Here is a 19,597-nt window from a genome sequence, read left to right on the forward strand (position 1 = left end):
CGGCCCGGTGCTCAGACCACCAGGCCGAGGAGGAGCACGAACACGAGGCCGACGACCGAGAGCAGGGTCTCCATCGCGGACCAGGTCTTGACGTTCTGGCTGACGCTGAGCCCGAAGTAGCCCTTCACCAGCCAGAAACCAGCGTCGTTGACGTGCGAGAAGAACAGCGACCCCGCGCCGATCGCGAGCACCAGCAGGGACGTCTCACCGGTGCTCAGCGTCGTCACCAGGGGAGCGAGAATGCCGGACGCGGTCACCGTCGCGACGGTCGCCGAGCCCGTGGCGAGCCGGATCAGCACCGCCACCAGCCACGCCAGCAGCAGCACCGACAGCCCGCTGCCCGCGACCCAGTCCGCGATGAGCTTGCCGATGCCGGTGTCGATGAGGGTCTGCTTGAACCCGCCGCCCGCCGCGACGATGAGCAGAATGCCCGCGATCGGTGGCAGTCCCGCCTCGACGCTGACGGCAACGTCCTTTGCGGACATTCGCGCGCCGCGGCCGAGCGTCACCATGGACACGACGACCGCGATCAGCAAAGCGATCACCGGCGTACCGAGGAAGTCCAGCACAGAGCGGACAGGGTTGTCTTTGGCGGCGACGATGTCGGCCAGTGCCTTGCCCATCATGAGCACGACGGGCAGCAGGACGGTCGCGAGCGTGGCGCGGAACGACGGGCGCGGCCGGTCGTCCTCGCGGTCCTCGCCGTCGAACAGCTCCGGCGCCGGGACGTCGACCCAGCGGGAGGCATAGCGGGCGAACAGCGGGCCGGCGATGGCAACAGCCGGAATCGCGACGAGCACGCCGAGTCCGAGCGTGATGCCGAGATCGGCCTTCAACGCGTTGACCGCGACCAGCGGACCGGGGTGCGGCGGCACGAGGCCGTGCATCGCGGACAGACCGGCCAGTGCCGGGATTCCGAGCTGGATCAGGGAGACGCCGGACCGCCGGGAGATCAGCAGCACCACCGGCATGATCAGCACCAGGCCGATCTCGAAGAACATCGGCAGGCCGATCAGCGCGCCCACCCCGGCCATGGCCCACGGCAGCGTCCTGCGGCTGGAGCGGCTGATGATCGCGTCGACGATCGAGTCCGCGCCCCCGGTGTCGGCCAGCAGCTTGCCGATCATCGCGCCGAGCGCGATCAGCGTGCCGACGCCCGCGGCAGTGTCGCCGAAACCCTTGGCGAAGCTCGCCAGGGCCTTGTCCATGCCCAGGCCCGCGATGCCGGCGACCACGAGCGAGGACACCGTCAGCCCGATGAACGGGTGCAGCTTCACCTTGGTGATCAGCACCACCAGCAGGGCTATGCCCACGACGGCGGCCAGCAGGAGGCGGCCTGCCGGCAGGGTCTCCAGGGCGAGGGTCATGTCAGCGTCCTTCCGCGGCGGTGAGGCAGGCGTCGACGAGGACGTCGACGGGCTGGGAGAGATCGAGGACGAGCCCGTGCTCGTCGGGTTCGAGCGGCTCGAGCGCGGTGAACTGGGAGGCCACGAGCCCGACCGGCATGAAGTGGCCGGCCCTGGCGGCGACCCGCGCGGCCACCAGTTCGCAGCCGCCCGCGAGGTGGACGAAGTACGCGGCCGGAGCGGCGGCCCGCAGGTGGTCCCGGAACGCCCGTTTCAACGCCGAGCAGGTGACCACCGCGCCGTCCGCGTGCTCGGCGAGCCAGCGGGCGATCGCGGCCAGCCACGGTTCCCGGTCGATGTCGTCCAGCGGCACCCCGGCGGACATCTTGGCGATGTTGGCGGCGGGGTGGAACTCGTCCGCGTCCGCGAACGGCACGCCCATCCGCCGGGCGAGCGCGGCACCCGTGGTGCTCTTGCCCGACCCCGACACACCCATGACCACGATCAGCTGCGACACGACCGGCTCCCTTCAGCGTGCCGCAGAGCGTGACTCAAAAACCTGACTTTTACAACAGAAAGCTTTAAATAACCTGTTCTTTATCGTTCAGGCGGGCTCCGAGCGGCCAATCGTGAGAGGATTCGGCCTTGTGGGAACCGCTGAGCAGACCAAACCGGGCCTGCACCAGACAGTCCTGGACGACCTCGGCCGCCGGATCGCCTCGGGTGCGCTGCCGTCCGGCGAGGTGCTGCGCATCGACGAACTGGCCGAGTCGCACGGCGTGTCCCGGCCGGTGATCCGCGAGGTGGTGCGGGTGCTGCAGTCCATGGGCGTGCTCGTCACACGGCGCCGCGTCGGCGTGACCGTGGCCGACCAGAAGGCCTGGAACGTGTTCGACCCGCGGATCATCCGCTGGCGGCTCAACGGCGAAGGCCGCGCCGCACAGCTGGACTCGTTGAGCGAACTGCGCGGCGGCGTCGAACCGATCGCGGCGAAGCTGGCCGCCCAGCGCGCCACCCCGGCCCAGTGCGGGGATCTGACCAAGGCCGTGATGGACATGGCGGTGCACGGCAAGTCCGGCGACCTGGAGGCCTACCTCCAGGCGGACCTGCTGTTCCACCGCACCCTGCTGGCCGCCTCCGGCAACGAGATGCTGGGAGCGCTCACCGACGTCGTGTCCGAGGTGCTGATAGGCCGCACCCACCACGGCCTCATGCCGCCCGAGCCCAACCCGGCCGCCATCCGCCTGCACGCCGATGTCGCCCAGGCCGTGCAGTCCGGCGATCCGGTCGCGGCCGAGCAGGCGATGCGGGAGATCATCGTCGAGGCGTCCCAGGCGCTGCGGGACGACCAGCGCTGACCCGCGCGGCGCGTTCGGACAGTGCGGCGAACGCGTCCACCAGAGCGGGCGGTTCGATCACCTCGATCTCGGCGTCGAACCGTGCCAGTTTCGCGGCGAGTGAGGCCCACGACCACGAACCGGTCAGCAGTCTGGTCCGATGTGGACCGACCTCCTCCGCGGTGTCGTCGCCCACGAACGGGGCCACGTCCTTGAGCGGCAGGTCGAGGATCACCTCCGCGCGGCAGGGCCAGGTGTTGGTGTGCTCGGAGCCTTTGAACCGAGCGGCCAGGAACGCCGCGACGTCGCCGCCGGGTACTTGCCTTGGTGTGAAACGTGGTCCGTTGGGGATGCGGAGCGTCATCCGGTCGGCGCGGTAGGTCCGCCAGTCCTCGCGTTCCGGACTCCACCCGACGAGGTACCAGCGGCCCGCCCGGACCACGAGGTGGTGCGGCTGCACCCGGCGGGGCGGACCGTCGTCCTCGCGTCCGGGGGAACGGTAGTCGAACCGCAGCTCTTCGCAGGCGCGGATGGCCGTGCTGAGTGCGAGCAACAGGTCGGTGTCCACTTGGGACTTGTGATCGGTGGGCTCGATCTCCAGCGCGTCGATCCGATGCCGCAGCCGGGACGGCAGGACCTGGCGCACGGTGGCCAGCGCCCGTGCTGCGGCTTCTTCGATGCCCGCCCCGGTGCCGACGGCGATCCTCAGCGCCACGGCCAGCGCGACCGCCTGGTCCTCGTCGAACAACAGCGGCGGCACCTGGCTGCTGGCTTCGAGCCGATACCCGCCGTCGGGTCCCTTGACCGCGTGGACGAGGTAACCGAGCTCGCGCAGCCGGTCGACATCGCGGCGCACCGTGCGTTCGCTGACGCCGAGCCGTTGAGCCAGCAGCAGACCCGGCCAGTCACGGCGGACCTGCAGCAGCGACAGCAACGACAGCAGGCGGCTCGAGGTGGTGGTCGACGTGGCGATCGGCATGTTTTCAGCCTGACACAAGTAGCGGACGTTCCCTGTCCGCTACTGCTGACAAAGTCCCTCTCATGTCACTCAACGCAGTTCCCCACCTGAACTTCCGCGGCCAGGCCCGGGAGGCCCTGGAGTTCTACCGGTCGGTCTTCGGCGGTCAGCTCACCGTCATCACCTACGGCGACTTCGGCATGCCCGCCGAGGTGCCCGGCGCCCAGAACGTCGTGTTCGGCGAGGTCGTCGCCGACAACGGCTTCCGCGTGATGGCCTACGACGTGCCCGGAGCGGAAGCACCCGTCCGTGAGTCCACCACCCGCCGCGAGAACGGCACCACGATCACCGAGGAGCCGTTCTTCCTGTCCGCGCGCGGCGAGAGCGTCGACGAGGTCGCCCCGATCTGGGACGGCCTCGCCGACGGCGCGACGGTGATCGAGAAGTTCGGTCCGGCGCAGTGGGCCCCGGCGTTCGGGATGCTGGCCGACCGGTTCGGCGTGACCTGGATCGTCGACGTCACCAGCTAGACGAGCGAGGGTTCGACGGCCGGCTCCGCAGCCGGCCGTTCGGCCCGGACCGAGGCGATGCCGCCGAGAATCAGCACGCCGCCGAACAGCTGCAACGGTGAGAGCTCCTCGCCCAGCAGCAGCCACGCGAACAGCGACGCGGAGACGACCTCCAGCAGCGCGATGAACGACGCCAGCCGCGACCCGAGGATCCCGGAGGCGGTGATGCCGGTCGCGTAAGCCACCGCCGTGCCAGCGACCGCGACGACGAGCAACGGCACCCACCAGGCCGTGGTGGCGTCGCCGTCGAACAGCGACACGTCGCCGAACGTCGCGGTGAACGGCAGCAATCCCGTCAAGCCGATGACCGCCAGGATCGGCGCGGCCAGCAGCATTCCCGCGCCGGCGAGCGCGACCGGCGGCAGACCGTTGTTGGGGCGCGCGGCGATCACGAAGTACACGGCGCACCCGATGGCGGCACCGAACGCGGCGATCAGGCCTAGCGGGTCCACGGACTGGATCGCGCCCGGCCCGATCACGAGCACGAGACCGCCGACCGCGAGCACCGAGCCGATCAGCACGACGGCCGCGGGCGTCCGCCTGCTGACCGCCCAGGTGAACCCGACCAGCAACAGCGGTGCGAGGAACTCGATGAGCAGCGCGGTCGCCACCGGGATCCGTGCGATGGCGGCGAAGTAGAGGACCTGCGTGACCGCCACCCCGACCACGCCCATGCTCAGCACGGGCCACCGGGCCTGCCAGAGCACGTCCCACCGGCCGCGCAGGGAATAGACCACGAACGGCAGGAGCACGAGCCCGGCCAACAACGCTCTGGCCGTGACGGCGGCAGCAGGCGACCAACCGGCCTCCAGCAGCGGTTTGACGAACGCCCCGGACGTGCCGAACGAGATGAACGAGACCGCCGCCGCAACCAGTCCGGCCGACTTCGACGAAGTCCTCATCCTTGCCTCCCAGCCTGGTGCCATGTCATGGCCTAACCTTGTGGACAACCCTGACGCTAGGCCGGTCCAGGTAAGGAGTCAACTTGCATTTTGCCCCTGACACGGAGGAGGTGCTCGGCTTCGTCGTGGCCCTGTGCAACACCGACCCCTCGGCGTCACGCAGCGGTGCCGACGAGCTGGCCACGGTCGACCAGCTCGACGCCCTGCTCGTGGAACACGGCTACACCGGACGCGTGGACCACGACGAGGCCGAACTGCGCGACGTCCACCGCACGCGCACGCTGCTGCGACACGTGTGGACCCTCAGCCGCGACGACGCCGTCGACGCCGTGAACAAGATGCTGCGCGACGCCAAGGCCCTCCCGCACCTCGTCCGGCACGACAAGCAGGACTGGCACATGCACGCCACCGAACCCGACGCGCCGCTCGCCGAACGAATGCGGGTCGAAGCCGCGCTCGCGCTCATCGACGTGATCCGGATGGACGAGATGGACCGCCTGCGGATCTGCGCGGCCGACGACTGCGACGGCCTGCTCCTGGACCTGTCGCGCAACGGGCTCAAGCGGTTCTGCAGCGTGCGGTGCGGCAACCGGATGAACATGATCGCGTTCCGGGAACGGCAGGGGCGCTAGGCGGGGAAGCTCGGTTCCGGTGCGCGGACGGAGGCGGCCCTTGCTGAGGAAGACCCGTGTGGCGGCGCTGGCACTTGTGCTCGCATCGCCCGCCGCCGTAACCGCGTGCGGTGGTTGCGGCTACCACCTGAGCGTCGAGCCCGTGACGGCTCGGGGCCCCGACCTCAGTCTGAGCGCCCGGCTGACCGGGGACGGCCCGGTCGAGGGCGTGAAGATCGAGTTCTCGGCGCTCGGACCCGGTGGCGTCGTTCTCGGCATGGTCCCCACGGGTTCCGACGGCGTGGCGAAGCTGGAGTCCCGCAACGCGATCGGCCCGGACTCGGTCAACGGACGTGCCGTGTCCGGATGGACCGAGTACCGGGCGAAGGTCTGGTACCTGCAGGACAACGCCGACGCGGTGTGCAGCGAACCCGCTACGGCCTCGTTCCGCCACGAGTCCTGACGATCGGGCCGCGCAACGCTTTCCGTGCTCCGGCACCGTCAGGTCGACCAGATAGTCCCGATCGCCGGCATCGGTGGCGCGGGGGAGACCGGCGTTCCGGCCTCCCCGCGGTCAGGTGATGATCACGCTGCCTGGGGCACCAGCGCGGGCTTCGGCTGCGCGATGAGCAGGCCGAGCGCTCCCAGCGCGATCAGTGCGGCGATCGGCGGCAACGCGAGCAGTCCGACGTTGCTCACCACCAGGCCGCCGAACACACCCGACAGCCCCACGCCGAGGTAGATCGCGGAAGCGTTGACGGACAACAGGAGTCCGCTCGACTCGCCGGGCGCGAGCTCGATCAGCCAGTTCTGGATCGGCGGGTTCACCGACCACGTGAACAGGCCCCACACGAACAGCACGAGGCCCGCGGTGGCCGCCGTCGTCGCGGTGAACGGCAGCGTCGCCAGCACCGCGATGAACACGGTGAAGATCACGAGCAGCGGCAGGCGGCTGCCCCAGCGGTCGGTGATGCGGCCGGCGACCGAGTTGCCGATCGCACCGCCCACGCCGTAGACGAGCAGCAGCACGCTGATCGTCCAGCCGTGCACGTTCGCGAGCGAGGTCAGGATCGGCGCGATGTAGGTGAACACGCTGAACGCCGAGAGGCACGCCAGCACCGTCATGCCGAGCACCAGCAGTACGCGGCGGTCGCGGGCGGCGGCGAACCGTTCGCGCAGGCCGGCGAACGGCGGTGCGGCCACCCTGGGCACGCCGAGGTGGATCGCCAGGGCGCCGAGCAGCGAGATGACCGCGACGGAGGCGAACACGCCCTGGTAGCCGAGTTGCTCGCCGATGACGTTGCCCAGCGGCACGCCGAGGATCAGGGCGAAGGTGAGGCCGCCGAACACCGTCGCGACCGCGCGGCCGCGGTGGTCCGGCGGGGCGAGCACGGTGGCGACCGCGGTGGCCACGGGGGTGAACGCCGCGGCGCCGAGGGCGCTGATCACGCGGGCGCCGAGCAGCAGTTCGAACGTCGGCGCGACGGCGGCCAGCGCGTTGCCCAGGGCGCTGGTCGCCAGTGCCGCGATGAGGAGTTTTCGGCGTTCCCACCGGCCCGTGAGCACGGCCAGGACAGGGGAGGTGAGCGCATAGGCGATCGCGAACGCGGTGACGAGCTGGCCCGCGGCGGCAGGGGAGACGTGCAGCTCGCGACTGACGGCGGGCAGGACGCCGGTGACGATGTAGCCGCTCGTGCCGACGGCGAACGCGCCGGCGGCGAGCAGGTGGATGCGTGACAAGGTGACCCCTCCAACGACTAGTACGAGAGTCACCGTACTACGAGAGTCGTCGAACTACGATAGATCTCGTACTATGGGAACCATGAGCGACGACCTGGCGCACCCCGAGCGCGCCGAGATCCGCATCGAGGCGGTGCTGCACGCGCTCGCCGACCCGGTGCGGCTGCACCTGGTCAGGGAGATGGAGCGGATCGGGACCGGGGTGGCCTGCGGCGCGATCGAGCTGCCGGTGACCAAGTCGACCCGCACCCATCACCTGCGGACGCTGCGCGAGGCCGGGGTGATCCGGGTGCGCAAGGAGGGCACCTCCCGCATCGGGACGGTACGGAGGGACGACCTCGACGCGCGGTATCCGGGACTGCTCACCGCGATCTTGTCCGCCGAGAACTGAGGGCTGTGCCGCATCGCACGAGTTCGCCCTCCGGTCAGCCGCTACCAGGTCACCGGGAGCCGGTACAGGCCGTAGATGTTCGCGTCGTCCTTGAACGGCAGCTCGTCGACGTCCATCGCCAGCTCCAGCGTGGGAACGCGGCGGAACAGCGTGTCGAACACGATCTGCAGCTCCATCCGGGCCAGGTTCTGGCCCAGGCACTGGTGCGGCCCGAAACCGAACGCGACGTGGTGGCGCGCGCTGCGCCCGATGTCGAGCTCGTCCGGGTTCGCGAACGCCCGCGGGTCCCGGTTGGCCGAATAACCGAGCGCCAGCACTCCTTCGCCGGCGCGGATCAGCTGCCCACCGACCTCGACGTCCTCGACGCACAGCCGGGCCGTCGCCATGTCGACGATCGTGAAGTACCGCAGCATCTCCTCGACCGCGTTGAGCGTGGTGCCCGGATCGGCCCTGATCAACGCGAGCTGCTCCGGGTTGCGCAGGAACGCCACGGTCGACAGCGAGATCATGTTCGCCGTCGTCTCGTGGCCGGCCACGAGCAGCAGGAGGCCCATGCTGGCCAGTGCCGTCCGCCGGTAGGTGCCGTTCGCGCGCAGCTTGACGATCTGCCGCCCGAGCAGGTCGTCCGGCGGGTTCTGTTCCTTCGCCTCGACGAGGTCGGCCAGGTAGCCCTGGATGGCCCTCATGGCCACCCAACGCTGCTCGGGCGGCGTCGACTGCTTGAACACCTTCACCGTGTGCTCTTGGAAGAACTCATGATCGGCGTAGGGCACACCCAGCATCTCGCAGATCACCAGTGACGGGACCGGCAGCGCCAGCGCCTCCACCAGGTCGCCCGGGTTCGGCCCGGCCAGCAGCGCGTCGATCCGCCCGTCGACGATCTCCTGGATCCGCGGCCGCAGCGCCTCCAACCGGCGCACCGTGAACTCGCCGAGCACGGCCTTGCGCGCCGGCCCGTGCTCGGGCGCGTCCATCATGATCAGACTGCGTTCCTCGTCCGGCCGCCGGGACGCCACCTCGCCCTCGACCAGTGGCGGGAAGTCCGGATGCTGCCGGTCGGCGCTGAACCGCCGGTCGTTCAACACCGTTCGCGCGTCTTCGTGACGGGTGACCACCCAGGCCCACCTGCCGTCGGGCAGGCGAACCCGCGAGACCGGCTCTTCTTCGCGGATCTCCTCGTACGCCGGCGGCGGCGCGAACGGGCACGTACGGGCCATGGGGAACTCGTGCTTCTCGGCGGTGGTCATGACTTCTCCTCCTGCGACGTCACGGATAGGCCGAAGTGCGGTTCCGCCGCTTCCAGTCGTGGTACCGAGATGCCCAACCGCCGTGCTTCGGCCAGGACGTCCCGGCAGACCTCGCGTGGTTCCTCAGCGTCGGGGTCGGAGTGCGACGCAAAGCTCGCGCGCAACGGCGGCACACGAGTAGTCGCCCAGGCGAACGCGCGGGCTGTCAGCCAGGTGGGCGCCCGGAACAGCAGCGCGCCCCGTTGACGTCTCAGGTCGAGGCCCCGCGCCTCGAGGAGTGGCAGCAACTCGCGGCCGGTCAGCATCGCCTCGCGGAAGTCGCTCGTCGACCCGGCCAGTTCGGACAGCGAGCCCAGCCGCACGCCCTGCGAGAACAGGCCGGCATCCGACACGAAGTGGACCCATAGCCAGCCGCGGAAGTCGGGCTGCTCCTGGGGTCGGAGCCCGGCCTCGCGAAACGCCTGGCGCCCAGCCAACTCCCGGTCGGTCGGAGGCCGGCCGAGGGTGCCGAAGACGACCGACCGCAGCAGCAGCCCCCCGCGGAGCACGCCGTCCGTGCCGAAACCGCCACCGGCCTGCGGAAAGCCCCAGGCGACCTGGTCGACGGGGAGTGCACCGATCGCGGCCAGCGGCTCGGTCCAGATGTTGCCGAAGACCAGGACCGTGGCCTTGCCGATCCGCGGGGTCAGGAAGGCCGTCGCCTCCGCGAGGCGGTGGTGGGGCACGCTGAGCACGATCAGGTCGAAGTCGTGGTCCGGCTCCAGCGCCTCGCGGTAGCGCACCGGCCACTTCTCGACGACGCGCTGCCCCCACACCCCGCGCCGCGTGTCGAACAGGTCGAGGTCGATCGCTTCCCCGTAGGTCGCCGCGCGGCCAGGGCGGACGTAGAACTCGACGTCGTGTCCCGCCTGGTGCAGGGCCCAGCCGTAGATGGTGGCGATCACGCCTCTGCCGAACATCAGGATCTTCACGCTGCACCTCGTGGGATAGGATCGCGATCTGGAGGTGATCTCCACTTTCGAAAATATGGAGGTCATCTCCATTTGTCAACGCGAGGGAGCGCATGAACGCCGACAAGCCGCTGCGGGCCGACGCCCGGCGCAAGCGCGAGGCCCTGCTCGCCACGGCCCGGGAGGTCTTCGACGCCGGAAGCTTCTTCGACCTGCGCTTCGACGACTTCGCCCGCCTGGCCGGCGTGGGCACCGGCACGCTGTACCGCCACTTCCCGACCCGGGAGGCACTGGCCGAGGCGGTCTACCACGGAGAAGTCGCCACGCTGTGCGACCGCGCCCGTCAACTGCAGGCCACGCTGCCCGCAGCGGAGGCTTTGGCGACCTTCCTGCGCGGCATGGTCGACCACATCGATGCCCACCAGGGCCTGGCCCGGACGCTGGCCACGTTGTGGGCCGATCGCTCGGGTGCCCTCGCCGAGGGCAGCCGGGCGCTGGAGCAGGCCGTCACCGACCTGGTGGCCGCCGCCGTGCGGGACGGCGCCGTTCGCGACGACGTGGACGCCGGTGCCGTGATGATGGCGCTGCACGGCATCAGCGCGGCCCATGACCGTCCCGGCTGGCGGGCCGAGGCCGACGATGTCGTCACCCTCCTGCTGGACGGGCTGCGCCGCCCGCTGTGACAACAGTGGTGCTGGTGGGACTGTTGACCACGATCTTGTCCGTCCAGAACTGAAGGTCACCCCGAGTTCGTCCTGCGATCACCAGGACAGCGCCGGACGTTCTTCGGCGGCGAGTGACATCTGAACCCTTGTGCCGCTGCCGAGGGAGTCAGCCATGTCCGGGGTCAACCGCCGCCAGTTCCTGAGGCTCAGTGCCGCGACCACAGCGCTGACCGCGTTGTCGGGGAGCATCGCGCGGGCCGCCGAGATCGCGCCCGCCACGAGGACCGGCACCGTGCGGGACGTCGAGCACGTCGTGGTGCTCATGCAGGAGAACCGGTCGTTCGACCACTACTTCGGCTCGTTGCGCGGCGTGCGCGGGTTCGGGGATCCGCGGCCGGTGACGCTGCCCAGCGGCAAGGACGTGTGGCACCAGTCGAACGGCGTGAAGGACGTGCTGCCGTTCCACCCGGCGGCCGACGACATGGGCATGCAGTTCCTGCAGGACCTCAACCACGACTGGAACGGCGGCCACCTCGCGTTCAACGGCGGCCGCTACGACAAGTGGGTGCCCGCGAAGACGGCGACCACCATGGCGTACCTGAACCGGCGGGACATCCCGTTCCACTACGCGCTCGCCGACGCGTTCACCATCTGCGACGCCTACTACTGCTCGTTCATCGGCGCGACCGACCCGAACCGCTACTACATGTGGACCGGGTACACGGGCAACGACGGCACGGGCGGCGGGCCGGTGCTCGGCAACGACGAGAAGGGCTACGGCTGGCGCACCTACCCCGAGCGGCTGGAGCAGGCCGGTGTCTCGTGGAAGATCTACCAGGACGTCGGTGACGGGCTCGACGCCCAGGGCGGCTGGGGCTGGATCGAGGACGCCTACCGCGGCAACTACGGCGACAACTCGTTGCTGTACTTCAACAACTACCGCAACGCCAAGCCGGGCGACGCGCTGTACGAGAAGGCGCGCACCGGCACGAACATCAAGGCGGGCGGCACGCTGTTCGACGTGCTCGCAAACGACGTCAAGACCAACCGTCTGCCGCAGGTGTCGTGGATCGCGGCGCCCGAGGCGTACACCGAGCACCCGAACTGGCCGGCGAACTACGGCGCCTGGTACATCGCGAAGGTCCTCGACGCGTTGACGTCCAACCCGGCGGTGTGGGCCAAGACCGCGCTGTTCATCACCTACGACGAGAACGACGGCTTCTTCGACCACGTCGTGCCGCCGTACCCGCCGTCGTCGGCCGCGCAGGGACTGTCCACAACGGACGTTCAGGCCGAGCTGTACCCCGGCGGCCTCGGGTACGTGCCGGGACCGTACGGGCTGGGGCAGCGCGTGCCGATGCTCGTGGTCTCGCCGTGGAGCACCGGCGGCTACACGTGCTCGGAGGTGTTCGACCACACGTCGATCATCCGGTTCCTGGAGACGCGGTTCGGCGTGCACGAGCCGAACATCTCGCCGTGGCGGCGCGCGATCTGCGGCGACCTGACATCGGCGTTCGACTTCACGGCGCGCAACACCACGGCCGCGAAGCTGCCCGACACCACCGGTTACGCGCCGCCGGACCGCGTCCGGCACCCCGACTACGTGCCGGTACCGCCCGCCAGCCCGTCGATGCCCGCGCAGGAGTGCGGATCACGCCGCACCAGGCCGCTGCCGTACGTGCCGTTCGTCGACTCGGCGGTGAACGGCGGCAAGATCACGCTCACCTTCGCCGCCGGTGCCAAGGCGGGTGCGCAGTTCTACATCACGTCGCAGAACCGCGCCGACGGCCCATGGACCTACACGACCGCGGCGGGCAAGCAGCTCTCGGACACCTGGAACACGGTGTACTCGGCAGGTGCGTACGACCTGACCGTCCACGGCCCCAACGGTTTCCTGCGCGGGTTCCGGGGAAGCGCCGCCGCCGCGGAGGTGACCGCGCGGCACGAGATCCGCAACCTGGTGCTGCGGTTCACCAACGCGGCCACCTCGACCCGGCACCTCAAGGTCACGAACGCTTACGGCGGCTCGTTCACCGTGACGGTGCAGCCGGGCAGGACCGTCACGCGCACGGTCGACCTGACGGCCTCCAAGCGCTGGTACGACGTGACGGTCGTGTCCACGGAGGACAGCGGCTACCGGCGGCGCTTCGCCGGCCACGTCGAGACCGGCGCTCCCGGCGTCAGCGACCCGGCGATCCGGACGGTGTGACCGGACTGGCCTCTTGGGACGAGCTGCGGGAGAACCGCAGCTCGTCGTCCTCGACGGGCAGGCGGCGCAACAGCTTCACGTCGCTGAAGTAGCTCATCGACGTGAGCCACGGCGCTCGCCCGCCCTGGCGCGGCAACCCGTCCAGGGCGCGCTTGATGTAGCCCGCGCCGAAGTCCAGGAACGGGCGGGTGGGCGCGTCCGGATCGGCCACGACGGGCCGGGCGGTGTCGTGGCCGTGCGCGTCCATGTGCGCGAGCAGCCGGCAGAAGTGCTCGCACAGCAGGCCGACCTTGAGCGTCCACGACGAGTTCGTGTACCCGATGGCATAGGCGAAGTTCGGCACGCCGGACAGCATCATCCCCTTGTACGCCAACGTTTCCGGGAGGTTCACCGGTTCCCCGTCGACGGTCAGGGTCATCCCGCCGAACGCCTGGACGTTGAGCCCGGTCGCGGTGACGATGATGTCGGCCTCCAGCTCGCGGCCGGACTCCAGCAGCACGCCGGTCTCGGTGAACGTGGTGATCCGGTCGGTCACGACGGAGGCCTGGCCGCGGCTGATGGCTTTGAACAGGTCGCCGTCCGGGACCACGCACAGCCTTTGGTCCCAAGGGTTGTACGGCGGGTTGAAGTGCTCGTCGACCGGATAGCCCTCGGGCAGCAGCTTGGCGTTGAACCGCCGGATCAGCCGGCGTGCCGCCTTCGGGAACCGCTGGGAGAACCGCCAGGTCAGTTGCTGCTGCACGATGTTCTTGCGGCGCGTCAGAGCGAACGCGCGCTCCTCGCTGAACACCTTGCGCAAGAGATTGCGGACCGGGTCCTGCGACGGCAACGGCAGGACGTAGGTCGGGGTGCGTTGGAGCATGGTCACGTGGCCTGCGGCCGGGGCCATGGCGGGCACGATCGTCACCGCCGTCGCGCCGCTGCCGATCACGAGCACCCGCTTGCCCGCGTAGTCGAGGTCCTCCGGCCAGTGCTGCGGGTGCACGAGCTGCCCGCGGAAGCGTTCCCTGCCCTCGAAGTGCGGCGTGAACCCCTCGTCGTAGTTGTAGTAGCCGCCCGCGCAGAACAGCCACGAGCACGTCAGCGTCTCGCGTTCGCCGTTCTTCTCGACCTCGACCGTCCAGTGCGCGTCCGACGACGACCACTCGGCGGCGATCACCTTGGTGTGGAACCGGACGGCCTTGTCGATGCCGTGTTCGTGCGCCGTCTCGTGCAGGTAGGCGAGGATCTTGTCCGCCCCGGCGATCGAGTCCTCGTCGCGCCACGGCTTGAACTCGTAGCCGAACGTGTGCAGGTCCGAGTCCGACCGGATGCCGGGGTAGCGGAACAGGTCCCAGGTGCCCCCGATCGCCCCGCGCGCCTCCAGGATCGCGTAGGACTTCCGCGGGTGCTCGCGCTGCAGGTAGTACGCGGCGCCGAGGCCGGAGATCCCAGCGCCGACGATGAGGACGTCGAGGTCAGCCATGTCTTCATACTGGCGGGAGTGACGCCGGTCACGAAAGCACGAAGTGCACCTGTTCAGGCTGTCTGTGGTGCACTGTGCACCATGTCGTGGGAGCGTCCGTCGCGGCGCGTGCGCGAACTGATCCGGCGGGGCGCGGAGATCGCGCTCGACCCGCCCGCCGAGTGGCTGGCCGAGCTGGACGCGGCGACGCTCGCGGGGGAGAACCGGCGGCAGGTCGCCGAGGATCCCGTGCTCGCCGCCGCGCTGCGGCGCACGAACCGGTCGAACCTGCTGGGCTGGGCGTCGGCCAACGTCCGGGCGCCCGGCGAGCGCGTGCCGGCCGACCTGGGCGAGGCACCGCTGGCGTTCGCGCGCGACCTGATCCGCCGCGGGCTCGACGAGTCGGCGCTCGACGCGTACCGGTCCGGGCAGGGCGTCGCGCTGCGGTTGTGGATGCGGATCGTGTTCTCGCTGACGTCCGATCCCGACGAGCTGCGCGAGCTGACCGACGTGTCGTGCCGGTCGATCGCGGCGTTCGTCGACGACACCGTGGCCGCGGTCTCGGCGCAGATGACCCGCGAGCGCGAGCAGCTCACGCGTGGCACGCACGCCGAACGCCTGGAGACGGTGACGCTGCTGCTCGACGGCGCGCCGATCACCGCGTCCCGCGCGGAGCACCGCCTCGGCTATCGACTCTCCGGCGGCCACACGGCGGCGATCGTGTGGAGCGACGCCGCGCTGGGCGACCTCGACCGCGTGGCGGACGTGCTCGCGGCGGCGGCCGGGGACCCGCGTCCGCTGACCGTGCTGGCCAGCGCCGCCACCCGGTGGGTGTGGGTGCACGGTTCGCCCGACGAGGCCGATCTGCGCGCCGGCGTCGCGCGGTTCCCCGCCGTGCGCGTGGCGCTGGGGTCGAGCGGTATTGACGCGGACGGCTTCCGGCGCAGTCACCTCGACGCGCTCACGGTTCAGCGCATGCTCGCCAGGCTGGCGTCACCGCAGCAGCTCGCGACCCACGAGGAGGTCGAGCTGGTGGCGTTGCTCACCACGGATGCCGAGCGCGCGGACCGGTTCGTCAAGCGCATCCTCGGCCCGCTCGCGACGGCCGACCCCGAGGTGATCGAGGCCGTGCGGGCGTTCATCGCTGCTCAGTGCAACGCGACGACGGCGGCAGCGCGGCTCTACACACACCGCAACACGCTGCTACGTCGCCTGGCTCGCGCGTCGAAGCTGCTGCCACGGCCGTTGGAGCAGAACCTCGTGCATGTCGGTGTCGCCCTGGAGGTACACCGATGGCGAGCGCAGTGAGGCCGGTGACCCCGTTGAGGTAAGGTTGACAGGTCAACTACTCAATGGAAGTGGACGCCCGGTATGAAGAAGATCGGTTTTCTGTCCTTCGGGCACTGGTCGGACAGCCCGCACTCGCAGACGCGGTCCGCGGCGGACACGCTGCTGCAGTCGATCGACCTGGCCGTCGCCGCCGAGGAGCTGGGGGCGGACGGCGCCTACTTCCGCGTGCACCACTTCGCCCAGCAGCTCGCGTCGCCGTTCCCGCTGCTCTCGGCGATCGGCGCGCGGACCTCGCGCATCGAGATCGGCACCGGCGTGATCGACATGCGGTACGAGAACCCGCTGTACATGGTCGAGGACGCCGGTGCCACCGACCTCATCGCCGGCGGCAGGCTGCAGCTCGGCATCTCGCGGGGATCGCCCGAGCAGGTCGTCGACGGCTGGAAGCACTTCGGCTACCAGCCCGCCGAGGGTGAGACCGAGGCCGACATGGCCCGCCGGCACACCGAGGTGTTCCTGAAGCTGCTGGAGGGCGAGGGTTTCGCCCGGCCCAACCCGCGGCCGATGTTCCCGAACCCGCCCGGCCTGCTGCGCCTCGAACCGCACGCGCCGGGGCTGCGCGACCGGATCTGGTGGGGCGCTGGGTCCAACGGCACCGCCGCCTGGGCCGCCGAGCAGGGCATGAACCTGATGAGCTCGACCCTGAAGTTCGACGAGGGCGGCGCGCCGTTCCACGTCCAGCAGGCCGAACAGATCCGCGCGTTCCGCAAGGCCTGGACGGAGGCCGGGTGGCAGCGCGAGCCGCGTGTCTCGGTGTCGCGCAGCATCTTCGCCATCACCACGGACCTCGACGACGCGTACTTCGGCGGTGACGGTGAGAGCAAGGACCAGGTGGGCTTCATCGACGGTCCCCAGCAGGCGATCTTCGGCCGTTCCTACGCCGCCGAACCCGACGTGCTGGTCAAGCAGCTGGCCGAGGACGAGGCGATCGCCGAGGCCGACACCGTGCTGCTGACCGTGCCCAACCAGCTCGGCGTCGACTACAACGTGCACGTCCTGGACAACATCCTCACGCACGTCGCACCGGCCCTCGGCTGGCGCTGACCTGCTCAGACGCCCGGAACGGGGTTCGCGCGCGTCCAGTCGTCGACGTGGAAGGGCTTCACGCCCGGCGTGACGGTCGAGGCGTGCGCGACCACCTCGGCCGGCAGCTTTCCGTCGGTCAGGTCGAGCCGGCTGCGGTAGTCCGCTTCGAACGCCGCCGCGACCTGGCCGGCGGTCAACGCGGGCCCATAGTCAGCCAGGCCCGCGACGGAGCTCTGCCGCAGGTCGTAGCCGAGCGCCTCCGACACGTCCGTGATCACCGCGCGCACCCGGTCCGAGATCACGACCTGCACGACCGTGCTGAACAGGGATCCGGTGGCGGTGACGCGTTGCGCCGAGCCGATGACCTTGACGGTGCCCGCGACGTTGACGCTGTACTCGCCGGGGCAGTACTCGCCGTCCACCTCGCCGACGCGGGCGTCGATGTCACCGAGCCCGCGCAGCACCTTCACGTGGCTCTCGGCGTTGGCGGCGAAGGTCGCGCTGCCCGCGTGCCGGATGCCGGTGGTGCGGTCGAGGTGGTCGATCACGACGGCGCCGCTGTCGTAGGCGACCATCCGCCCGCCCGGCGACCGGACCACCGTCTCGAACCCTGCCGCGCGGGCGATCTCGGTGGCGGCGGCGATGCCCGGTGAGCGGAGGTCACGTCCGCTGAAGGCGACCGTGGGAGCGTGCGGCACGTAGATGTGGACGAGCTCCGACCACGTCGTTTCGGGTGCGCGCAGCAGCAGTGCCGGGATGACCAGGTCGGTGACCGCGTTCGCAGTGCTTCCGGACACCAGCAGCCGGTCGAGGTTCTTCACGCCGGTGATTCTCTCTTGTAACCGCGGCTGTCGACATCTCGTTGCACAACGCGCACATTCCGCTCGAGGGCCGGGGACATCACCCCGGCAGTGTCACAGGCATGGCTTTGTGGACGCCGATCCTGGCTGTGCTCGTCCTCGCGACGGCGGCATGCGCGCCGCAACCTGCGCCGGGCGGAGCTCCGTCCACGTCGAACCGCGTCTCGGGGGACGGCAGCATCCCGGACAACGAGAGCATCTCGTTGAACGACAACGCACACGCCGCCATCGCGAACCTCGACCCCGCGCTGCTGGCGGCGGTGCGCGAGGCCGCCGTGGAAGCTCAGGCGCGCGGGGTGGAGCTGAGGGTGACGTCGGGCTGGCGCAGCGCGGAGTTCCAGCAGCGCCTGTTCGACGAGGCCGTCACCCGGTACCGCAGCGAGCAGGAGGCCCGGCGGTGGGTGCAGCCGCCGGACAAGTCCAAGCACGTCACGGGGAAGGCCATCGACATCGGCCCGACCAACGCCGACGACTGGCTCATCCAGCACGGCGCGGACTACGGGTTGTGCCAGGCGTATGCGAACGAGATGTGGCACTTCGAGCTGCTGACGACCCGCGGTGGCCAGTGCCCGCAGCCGATCGGCGACTCGACCGGCTGACCGGCTCGCCGACGGTCCCAGTTGGACAGGTCCGCTGCCCAGGCGGCATAGCCTGGGCAGCGTGTTGATCGGCGTGAACGTCCCGAACTTCGGCCCCGGCACCACCCCGTCCGTGTTGCGCGACTGGGCGCGGACGGTGGAGAGCCTGGGGTTCGACCTGCTCATGATGTCGGACCACGTGGTCGTGACGCCCGACGTGGCCGAGCAGTACCCGGCGCCGTTCTACGAGCCGTTCACCACGCTGTCGTGGCTCGCCGGGGTGACCGAGCGGATCACGCTCGGCACGACCGTGCTGATCGCGGCGTACCGGCATCCGTTGCTGGTGGCGCGGATGGCGGCGAACCTGGCCGACCTGAGCGGCGGGCGGTTCGTGCTCGGCGTCGGGGTGGGCTGGGCGCGCCAGGAGTTCGAGGCGCTCGGGGTTCCGTTCCAGCGCAGGGGAAAGCTGACCGACGAGCTGGTCACGACCCTGCGGGCGGCGTGGCAGGACGAGGGTTACCGCGCGGGGCGTGTCCCGATCTGGGTGGGCGGGCACAGCGACGGTGCGCTGCGTCGCGTGGTCCGGCTCGGTGACGCCTGGCACCCGTTGCGGCAGACGCCGGCGGGATGGCGCGAGTCGCTCGAGCGGCTCAAAGCCCTGGCCGCCGAGGAGAACCTGCCGCTGCCGGAGCTGGCGCCGCGCATCATGCTGAGGCTGACGGACCTGCCGGTGGACGACCGGCGACTGGGCGAGGGCACGATTGAGCAGGTCGTCGCGGACCTGCGGCAACTGAGGGCCGACGGCGCGCACGCCGTCGTCCTGGACCCGTTCATCGGCGATCCGCAGGAGACGCGGCATCCGGAGGTCGCCTGGCAGGCACTGGCCGCGGTGCGGAAGGAGTTCGGGTGAACGAGGCACATCTGCGCCGAGCGATCGCGCTGGCGGCCGAGGCACGGGAGGGCGGGAACCCGCCGTTCGGGTCGCTGCTGGTCGGACCGGACGGGTCCGTGCTCGCCGAGGAGCGCAACTCCAGCCTGACCGACAACGACATCACCGCCCACCCCGAGCTCAAGCTGGCGCGCTGGGCCGCCCAGCAGCTCGACGCGGACACCGCCGCCGGCACCACGATGTACACGAGCTGCGAGCCGTGCGGAATGTGCGCGGGAGCGCTGGCGCGGTCGGGGATCGGGCACGTGGTGTTCGCGCTGGCGGGCAGCCAGCTCAACGAGCTGAAGACCTCCGGCGGGTTCACCGACGTGCCGACCGATGGGCCGTACCTGTACGACGAGGCGAAGGTGCCGGTCGAGGGCTACTACCCCTAGTAGACCGTCGCTTCTAACCTTTGGGGTATAGGTGGCGGAGTCGGGTGCGGGCGTCGTGGGTGGTGAATTGCCAGTCGACTCCGCGCTGGTT

The 19,597-nt window shown here is 70.2% G+C and carries 21 protein-coding genes; 12 read left to right on the top strand and 9 right to left on the bottom strand.

Annotation, left to right across the window (positions count from 1 at the left end; all coding sequences use genetic code 11):
- Positions 1 to 11 precede the first annotated feature (11 nt).
- Both ABZ345_RS41045 and ABZ345_RS41050 read right to left on the bottom strand, forming a co-directional pair.
- The gene (locus ABZ345_RS41045) at positions 12 to 1,367 is read right to left on the bottom strand and encodes a gluconate:H+ symporter (protein WP_359860376.1); all 1,356 of its coding nucleotides are present in this window, start codon (positions 1,365 to 1,367) and stop codon (positions 12 to 14) included.
- Between the two features lies 1 nt (position 1,368).
- Entirely contained in the window at positions 1,369 to 1,863 is a 495-nt protein-coding gene (locus ABZ345_RS41050) for a gluconokinase (protein WP_359860377.1), read from the bottom strand.
- Positions 1,864 to 1,993: 130 nt separating this feature from the next.
- Between ABZ345_RS41050 and ABZ345_RS41055 the strand changes: the two genes are divergently transcribed.
- The gene (locus ABZ345_RS41055) at positions 1,994 to 2,704 is read left to right on the top strand and encodes a FadR/GntR family transcriptional regulator (RefSeq protein ID WP_359860378.1); all 711 of its coding nucleotides are present in this window, start codon (positions 1,994 to 1,996) and stop codon (positions 2,702 to 2,704) included.
- Here ABZ345_RS41055 and ABZ345_RS41060 read toward each other — a convergent pair.
- The gene (locus ABZ345_RS41060) at positions 2,661 to 3,662 is read right to left on the bottom strand and encodes a WYL domain-containing protein (protein WP_359860379.1); all 1,002 of its coding nucleotides are present in this window, start codon (positions 3,660 to 3,662) and stop codon (positions 2,661 to 2,663) included. The genes ABZ345_RS41055 and ABZ345_RS41060 overlap by 44 nt on opposite strands.
- A gap of 62 nt (positions 3,663 to 3,724) precedes the next feature.
- Between ABZ345_RS41060 and ABZ345_RS41065 the strand changes: the two genes are divergently transcribed.
- On the top strand, positions 3,725 to 4,171 hold the full coding sequence (locus ABZ345_RS41065) for a VOC family protein (RefSeq protein ID WP_359860380.1): 447 nt from the start codon (positions 3,725 to 3,727) through the stop codon (positions 4,169 to 4,171).
- Here ABZ345_RS41065 and ABZ345_RS41070 read toward each other — a convergent pair.
- Entirely contained in the window at positions 4,168 to 5,112 is a 945-nt protein-coding gene (locus tag ABZ345_RS41070) for an EamA family transporter (RefSeq protein WP_359860381.1), read from the bottom strand. The two genes, ABZ345_RS41065 and ABZ345_RS41070, sit on opposite strands and share 4 nt — an antisense overlap.
- A gap of 83 nt (positions 5,113 to 5,195) precedes the next feature.
- Between ABZ345_RS41070 and ABZ345_RS41075 the strand changes: the two genes are divergently transcribed.
- Entirely contained in the window at positions 5,196 to 5,744 is a 549-nt protein-coding gene (locus ABZ345_RS41075; RefSeq protein WP_359860382.1) for a CGNR zinc finger domain-containing protein, read from the top strand.
- A 40-nt stretch (positions 5,745 to 5,784) separates the two neighbouring features.
- Positions 5,785 to 6,186, top strand: a complete 402-nt coding sequence (locus tag ABZ345_RS41080; protein ID WP_359860383.1) for a hypothetical protein — start codon at positions 5,785 to 5,787, stop codon at positions 6,184 to 6,186.
- A 122-nt stretch (positions 6,187 to 6,308) separates the two neighbouring features.
- Here ABZ345_RS41080 and ABZ345_RS41085 read toward each other — a convergent pair whose 3' ends face one another.
- Positions 6,309 to 7,463: an MFS transporter gene (locus ABZ345_RS41085; protein WP_359860384.1), complete on the bottom strand. Its 1,155-nt coding sequence runs from the start codon at positions 7,461 to 7,463 to the stop codon at positions 6,309 to 6,311.
- An 82-nt stretch (positions 7,464 to 7,545) separates the two neighbouring features.
- Between ABZ345_RS41085 and ABZ345_RS41090 the strand changes: the two genes are divergently transcribed.
- On the top strand, positions 7,546 to 7,854 hold the full coding sequence (locus ABZ345_RS41090) for a helix-turn-helix domain-containing protein (RefSeq protein ID WP_359860385.1): 309 nt from the start codon (positions 7,546 to 7,548) through the stop codon (positions 7,852 to 7,854).
- A 41-nt stretch (positions 7,855 to 7,895) separates the two neighbouring features.
- Here ABZ345_RS41090 and ABZ345_RS41095 read toward each other — a convergent pair whose 3' ends face one another.
- Together ABZ345_RS41095 and ABZ345_RS41100 are read right to left on the bottom strand one after the other, a co-directional pair.
- Entirely contained in the window at positions 7,896 to 9,101 is a 1,206-nt protein-coding gene (locus ABZ345_RS41095; protein WP_359860386.1) for a cytochrome P450, read from the bottom strand.
- Positions 9,098 to 10,072: a 2-dehydropantoate 2-reductase N-terminal domain-containing protein gene (locus ABZ345_RS41100; protein ID WP_359860387.1), complete on the bottom strand. Its 975-nt coding sequence runs from the start codon at positions 10,070 to 10,072 to the stop codon at positions 9,098 to 9,100. Before ABZ345_RS41100 ends, ABZ345_RS41095 begins: the two co-directional genes overlap by 4 nt.
- A gap of 92 nt (positions 10,073 to 10,164) precedes the next feature.
- On the opposite strand from ABZ345_RS41100, the gene ABZ345_RS41105 reads away from it, so the two are divergent.
- Positions 10,165 to 10,734, top strand: coding sequence for a TetR/AcrR family transcriptional regulator (locus ABZ345_RS41105; RefSeq protein WP_359860388.1), 570 nt, complete (start codon positions 10,165 to 10,167; stop codon positions 10,732 to 10,734).
- 154 nt (positions 10,735 to 10,888) lie between these two features.
- A complete protein-coding gene (locus ABZ345_RS41110; RefSeq protein WP_359860389.1) occupies positions 10,889 to 12,925 on the top strand; it encodes a phosphocholine-specific phospholipase C in 2,037 nt (678 codons plus the stop codon).
- Here ABZ345_RS41110 and ABZ345_RS41115 read toward each other — a convergent pair.
- On the bottom strand, positions 12,897 to 14,447 hold the full coding sequence (locus tag ABZ345_RS41115; protein WP_359860397.1) for an NAD(P)/FAD-dependent oxidoreductase: 1,551 nt from the start codon (positions 14,445 to 14,447) through the stop codon (positions 12,897 to 12,899). The genes ABZ345_RS41110 and ABZ345_RS41115 overlap by 29 nt on opposite strands.
- A 24-nt stretch (positions 14,448 to 14,471) precedes the next feature.
- Between ABZ345_RS41115 and ABZ345_RS41120 the strand changes: the two genes are divergently transcribed.
- Positions 14,472 to 15,677, top strand: coding sequence for a PucR family transcriptional regulator (locus ABZ345_RS41120; protein ID WP_359860390.1), 1,206 nt, complete (start codon positions 14,472 to 14,474; stop codon positions 15,675 to 15,677).
- A 63-nt stretch (positions 15,678 to 15,740) separates the two neighbouring features.
- Positions 15,741 to 16,763: an LLM class flavin-dependent oxidoreductase gene (locus tag ABZ345_RS41125; protein WP_359860391.1), complete on the top strand. Its 1,023-nt coding sequence runs from the start codon at positions 15,741 to 15,743 to the stop codon at positions 16,761 to 16,763.
- A gap of 5 nt (positions 16,764 to 16,768) precedes the next feature.
- Here the strand turns inward: ABZ345_RS41125 and ABZ345_RS41130 are convergent, their stop codons facing one another.
- The gene (locus ABZ345_RS41130) at positions 16,769 to 17,566 is read right to left on the bottom strand and encodes a hypothetical protein (RefSeq protein WP_359860392.1); all 798 of its coding nucleotides are present in this window, start codon (positions 17,564 to 17,566) and stop codon (positions 16,769 to 16,771) included.
- A 101-nt stretch (positions 17,567 to 17,667) separates the two neighbouring features.
- Between ABZ345_RS41130 and ABZ345_RS41135 the strand changes: the two genes are divergently transcribed.
- The 3 genes from ABZ345_RS41135 to ABZ345_RS41145 all read left to right on the top strand — a co-directional run bounded on the left by ABZ345_RS41135 (position 17,668) and on the right by ABZ345_RS41145 (position 19,506).
- On the top strand, positions 17,668 to 18,204 hold the full coding sequence (locus tag ABZ345_RS41135) for a M15 family metallopeptidase (RefSeq protein WP_359860393.1): 537 nt from the start codon (positions 17,668 to 17,670) through the stop codon (positions 18,202 to 18,204).
- Between the two features lie 61 nt (positions 18,205 to 18,265).
- A complete protein-coding gene (locus ABZ345_RS41140; RefSeq protein WP_359860394.1) occupies positions 18,266 to 19,093 on the top strand; it encodes an LLM class flavin-dependent oxidoreductase in 828 nt (275 codons plus the stop codon).
- Positions 19,090 to 19,506, top strand: a complete 417-nt coding sequence (locus ABZ345_RS41145; RefSeq protein ID WP_359860395.1) for a nucleoside deaminase — start codon at positions 19,090 to 19,092, stop codon at positions 19,504 to 19,506. Before ABZ345_RS41140 ends, ABZ345_RS41145 begins: the two co-directional genes overlap by 4 nt.
- Positions 19,507 to 19,597: the final 91 nt, after the last annotated feature.

The organism is Lentzea sp. NPDC005914 (assembly GCF_040629405.1).
Taxonomy (GTDB): Bacteria; Actinomycetota; Actinomycetes; order Mycobacteriales; family Pseudonocardiaceae; genus Lentzea.